General features: G+C 39.1%; 6 protein-coding genes. 4 read left to right on the forward strand and 2 right to left on the reverse strand.

The window, feature by feature from the left end:
* Positions 1-37 precede the first annotated feature (37 nt).
* Complete coding sequence (gene gshB, locus AC4GME_RS16550) at positions 38-994, reverse strand: glutathione synthase (protein WP_490377548.1); 957 nt, start codon at positions 992-994, stop codon at positions 38-40.
* A 27-nt stretch (positions 995-1,021) separates the two neighbouring features.
* Positions 1,022-1,750 carry a 16S rRNA (uracil(1498)-N(3))-methyltransferase gene (gene rsmE / locus AC4GME_RS16555; RefSeq protein WP_490377547.1) on the reverse strand — a complete coding sequence of 243 codons (729 nt, stop codon included), beginning with the start codon at positions 1,748-1,750 and terminating at the stop codon, positions 1,022-1,024.
* Positions 1,751-1,931: 181 nt separating this feature from the next.
* Between rsmE and AC4GME_RS16560 the strand changes: the two genes are divergently transcribed.
* From AC4GME_RS16560 to AC4GME_RS16575, 4 genes are all read left to right on the forward strand, one after another.
* Positions 1,932-2,888: a methylenetetrahydrofolate reductase gene (locus AC4GME_RS16560; protein ID WP_490377546.1), complete on the forward strand. Its 957-nt coding sequence runs from the start codon at positions 1,932-1,934 to the stop codon at positions 2,886-2,888.
* Between the two features lie 129 nt (positions 2,889-3,017).
* The gene (locus AC4GME_RS16565) at positions 3,018-3,794 is read left to right on the forward strand and encodes a threonine/serine exporter family protein (RefSeq protein ID WP_490377545.1); all 777 of its coding nucleotides are present in this window, start codon (positions 3,018-3,020) and stop codon (positions 3,792-3,794) included.
* Positions 3,794-4,258 carry a threonine/serine exporter family protein gene (locus tag AC4GME_RS16570; protein ID WP_490377544.1) on the forward strand — a complete coding sequence of 155 codons (465 nt, stop codon included), beginning with the start codon at positions 3,794-3,796 and terminating at the stop codon, positions 4,256-4,258. Before AC4GME_RS16565 ends, AC4GME_RS16570 begins: the two co-directional genes overlap by 1 nt.
* 60 nt (positions 4,259-4,318) lie before the next feature.
* Positions 4,319-4,614, forward strand: a 296-nt coding sequence (locus tag AC4GME_RS16575; RefSeq protein ID WP_490379807.1) for a PBPRA1643 family SWIM/SEC-C metal-binding motif protein, incomplete at its 3' end; no start/stop codon positions are given.

A 4,614-nucleotide genomic window follows, 5' to 3' on the forward strand; every position in this document is an offset into this window, starting at 1 on the left:
TGATGCGCCATGTAATGGCACCATTAATTTACAGATATTACTGAGTTTTTGTGATACGTCTTTCAATTGCATCCATTAATTTACCACTGATATTTGTTCCATAAGCGTTATCAATCTCTTGGATGCAAGTTGGACTGGTAACGTTAATTTCAGTCACTTTATCGCCGATAACATCAAGGCCAACAAAAATTAACCCTTTCTCTTTTAGTGTAGGGCCTATGGAATTAGCAATATGCCAGTCACTTTTTGAAAGAGGTTGTGCCACGCCACTACCACCTGCAGCAAGGTTACCGCGTGTTTCCCCTTTAGCTGGAATGCGAGCAAGGGCATAAGGCATCGGCTCGCCATCGACGATTAAAATGCGCTTATCGCCATCTTTGATTTCAGGAATAAATACCTGAGCCATACAATAACGTTGCTGATGTTCGGTTAAAGTTTCGATAATCACACCAATATTGGCATCATTTTCTTTAATACGGAAAATAGAGGCCCCTCCCATACCATCAAGTGGTTTTAAAATCACATCTTGATGTTTTGCGTGAAAATCCCGAATTTTTTGGCTACTGCGTGTCACAAGTGTTGTCGGTGTGAATTCACTAAACCAAGCTGTGAATAGCTTTTCGTTTGCATCACGTAAACTTTGCGGTTTATTAACGATTAAACAGCCTTCATCTTCTGCGCGTTCAAGCAGATAAGTTGCGTAGATATATTCAGTATCAAAAGGGGGATCTTTGCGCATTAACACCGCATCTAAATCAGAAAGCGGGTGATCCGTTGTTTCTTGCAGTTGATACCAATTTTCAGGATCACGTTGCACGGTTAATTTTTTACTGCTGGCAAAACAACGTCCATTCTCGAGATACAGATCTTGCATCTCTAAATAATAAAGTTCCCAGCCACGCGATTGTGCTTCTAATAACATTGCAAAACTAGAGTCTTTATGAATTTTAATGTCAGAGATTGGATCCATGACGATACCAATTTTAATGGTCATATTCTTTCCTTTGTAGCGGCTAAATGGTTATGCAATATCACCAAAACGGCATTGTAGTGCGGTGATGGCGGTTAAGGCTGCTGTTTCTGTGCGTAAAATACGCGGCCCCAATAATGTTTCTGTGAAGTTGAGTGTTTCAGTTAAATTGATCTCTTCATCTGTTAGTCCACCTTCCGGGCCGATTAATAAACGTATCTTATTGATATTATTTGGCAATGTATTAATTGAATATTTTGCACGCGGATGAAGCGTTAGTTTGGTAGCTGGATCTAAGCTCTCACACCATGTCTGTAAAGGCTGGGTGCTATGAATGGTTGGTACAATATTACGTCCTGATTGTTCACAAGCTGCAATGGCAATCTTTTGCCATTGTTGCTGTTTTTTGACCATACGTTCCGCATTGATCTTTACACCACAACGTTCACTAATTAAAGGGGTGATTTCATTAACGCCTAATTCCACCGCTTTTTGAATAACAAACTCCATGCGATCACCACGTGAAATCACTTGTCCTAAATGCAGGTGCAGAGGACTTTCATTAGCTGTTTCTTGAAAAGAGTTGATAAGTGCTGTGCAAGAGCGTTTTTGCACATCATTTAATGTTGCGCAATATTGACCGCCTAAACCGTTAAATAGGATAATTTCAGCGCCTGCTTTTAAACGCAAAACTCGAATATGCTGCGTGGCATCATCTCCGAGTGAAATTTCAGCCGAAACAGTTAAAGGTTGTGGATCATAAAATCTAGGGTTGCGCATAAGTATTCTATTTTCATTGTGAGTAATTAGGTTAAGTATAACGCGAAAACTTTATAGAAAACTATTGCTTAGAATTGTTTTATGCGAGCCTCACTTTATAAGTTGAGTTGATTTCATTTAGTTAGTAGATATGCGACAATTTCAAGTTATTATTTTAGCTTGCTAGTTTAGGAATATTGTTATGTCTGATTCGATTTTAAAAAGTAAATCCAGCGACCCAAAACAAGGGGTTTATTTCATCGGTACCACTCCTCCTAAACAAGATATGGATATTGCCTTAGTCTCAGGCATTGCAGATAAATTATTAGATAGACTCGATTCGCTAGACTACGACGGTTTGATTGTTTATGACATTCAGGATGAAACTTCGCGCATTGATAAACCACGTCCTTTTCCCTTTAAATATACCCATGACTCGCGTTTATATTCAAAACTGTTACATGATAAATCAGCGAAACCTGTGATCACTTATAAAAGTGTTTCACAACGTAATTCTGCTGATTTCTCGCGTTGGTTATCTGATGCGTGGCATCAATATTCAGTGCGCGATATTGTTCTGGTTGGTAGCCCGTCATCGACAGGTGAAATTAAATTATCTTTGCCTGATGCGTACCAAACTTTAAGCGAGCATAATTTAGATTTTTACCTCGGAGGGGTGACCATAGCTGAGCGTCATATCAGTAAAGGAGATGAGCATTTACGTCTGCGAGCTAAAGAGGCACAGGGGTGTGAGTTTTTTATTTCGCAAGCTGTTTATAACGCACAAGCAACAATTGATCTATTAACGCGTTATGCGCTGGAATGTAAAAGCCAAGGGGTAAAACCTAAACGCGTTATTTTGACATTCTCGCCATGTGGTAGCGCAAAAACCTTAGAATTTATTGAGTGGTTAGGTATCTCAGTACCTGAGGCGACCAGTCTGCGTATTTTACAATCTGAAAATCCTCTAAAAGAGTCATTACAAATTAGCCGTAATAATTTCGAGCAGATTTTACAAGCTTGCTTGCCATTAGATATCCCACTGGGCTTAAATATCGAAAGTTTAACGAATCGTAAAGAAGAGATTGATGCTGCTATTTTATTATTTAAATTATTAAAGGCGACATTAGATTTGAAATTAGCTGAATCGCAACTGTGATTAAATTTGTCGTCTGCTTTAGGTTAAGCAAACTATACAAATTACGATAAGTGACATTAGATCTTAAATTAGCAGAGTTGCTGCTGTAAATATTTTCACCTATTGAGTTCCCTATACAAAGGTAAGTAAATGAGCCTAGGCCATGAAGCACAAAATGAATTAACGCGTATTGCGGTAAAAGCGGGGCAAATTCTACATCAGCATGGTGCTGAAAGTCGTCTTGTTGAACAAACTACGCAGCGTATTGGTATGGCACTTGGCGCACAAAGCATTGAGCTGTCGGTGAGCAGTGATGCGATTGTGATCACCAGTTTATTTAAGGGGAATTGTGTAACCACCACTCGTCGCTGTTATGATCGCGGCATAAATATGTATATGGTGTGCGAGGTACAACGCATTTGTGTGATGCTGGAAAAACAGTTATTGGATGCGGATCAGGTAAAAGAACGCTTAGCACGTTTAGTGCCTTTTAAATATAACCGCTGGCTAGTGGTATTGATGATCGGTTTTTCATGCGCAAGTTTCAGCCATTTTTTTGGTGGTGATACACCCGTTTATATCACCACTTTTTTTGCCTCTGCTGGTGCTATGATTTTACGTCAAGAACTTGCTCATCGGCATCATAACCCCTTTGTTAATTTTGCTTTAGCTGCTTTTTTAGCCACATCTATAGCCAGTATTGGGGTTATAAATCAATTTGGTGAAGATCCTAAAATAGCGATGGCTGCTTCTGTTTTACTATTGGTTCCCGGTTTTCCGTTAATTAATGCAGTTTCAGATATGCTTAAAGGGCATATCAGCACGGGTATTGCGCGCTGGGTTTTTGCCACCTTATTAACTATTAGTGTATCAATTGGCATTGTTGGATCGATGGCGATAACAGGGGTATGGGGATGGATAGCTTAATGGAATTAATTAAACTTTTAGTTATTGATGCTTGGTTTGCATGGATCCCTGCCGTAGGTTTCGCTATGGTATTTAATGTGCCTAAAAAAATGTTAATTTATTGTGCTATTGGTGGGGCATCTGCACATAGCTTTCGATATTTATTGATGCACTTTGGGATACCTATTGAGTGGGCAACGTTAGCAGCTTCCAGTAGCATGGGATTTTTAGGCTTGTACTGGTCACGTAAACGCCTTATACCACGTCCCGTTTTTACCGTTGCTTCTGTTATTCCTATGATTCCGGGGAGTTTTGCATTTACCACTGTGATTGGCATTGTGGAGTTAAACTCAGGTGGTTATAACATGGCGTTAGCGCAGGTGGTGGTGGAAAACGGTCTACGTACCCTGTTTATTCTTGGTGCACTTAGTTTTGGTTTGGCATTACCCTCAATATTAATTTACCGTGGTCGTCCGATTGTTTAAAAGAATTTTTAGTGTAAGCTTCGCGCAATTAATTTTTAATTTTAGAAATAGGGTTTTATAATGTCAGATAAATTTTTCTTTAAAGGAAAAAAAGAGAAAAAACCAAAACATTCAAGTTATGGTTTTAATACTAAACGAGCTGTAAAAGCCGGTACAGTAGAGGCACCACTGACATTAATCGTAAACAGTGAAGAGAGAAAAACTGAGATTGAACAGATCCTGCAAGACAATGCACTGTTTGCAAATATCGAAGTGAATGCCGAAGTTGAAGAAAATATCTGTGAGCTTGAAGTTTTTTTAAATAAACCTGAAACGACTACTTTTGAGAAAAAACCAAAGCGTAATGATCCTTGTTC

The sequence above is a fragment of the Psychromonas sp. genome (genome assembly GCF_983033635.1).

Bases quoted from the DNA above. Each gene is read 5' to 3' on its own strand.
- gshB (WP_490377548.1), bottom strand. From the start codon at position 994: ATGACCATTAAAATTGGTATCGTCATGGATCCAATCTCTGACATTAAA.
- rsmE (WP_490377547.1), bottom strand. From the start codon at position 1,750: ATGCGCAACCCTAGATTTTATGATCCACAACCTTTAACTGTTTCGGCT.
- AC4GME_RS16560 (WP_490377546.1), top strand. From the start codon at position 1,932: ATGTCTGATTCGATTTTAAAAAGTAAATCCAGCGACCCAAAACAAGGG.
- AC4GME_RS16565 (WP_490377545.1), top strand. From the start codon at position 3,018: ATGAGCCTAGGCCATGAAGCACAAAATGAATTAACGCGTATTGCGGTA.
- AC4GME_RS16570 (WP_490377544.1), top strand. From the start codon at position 3,794: ATGGAATTAATTAAACTTTTAGTTATTGATGCTTGGTTTGCATGGATC.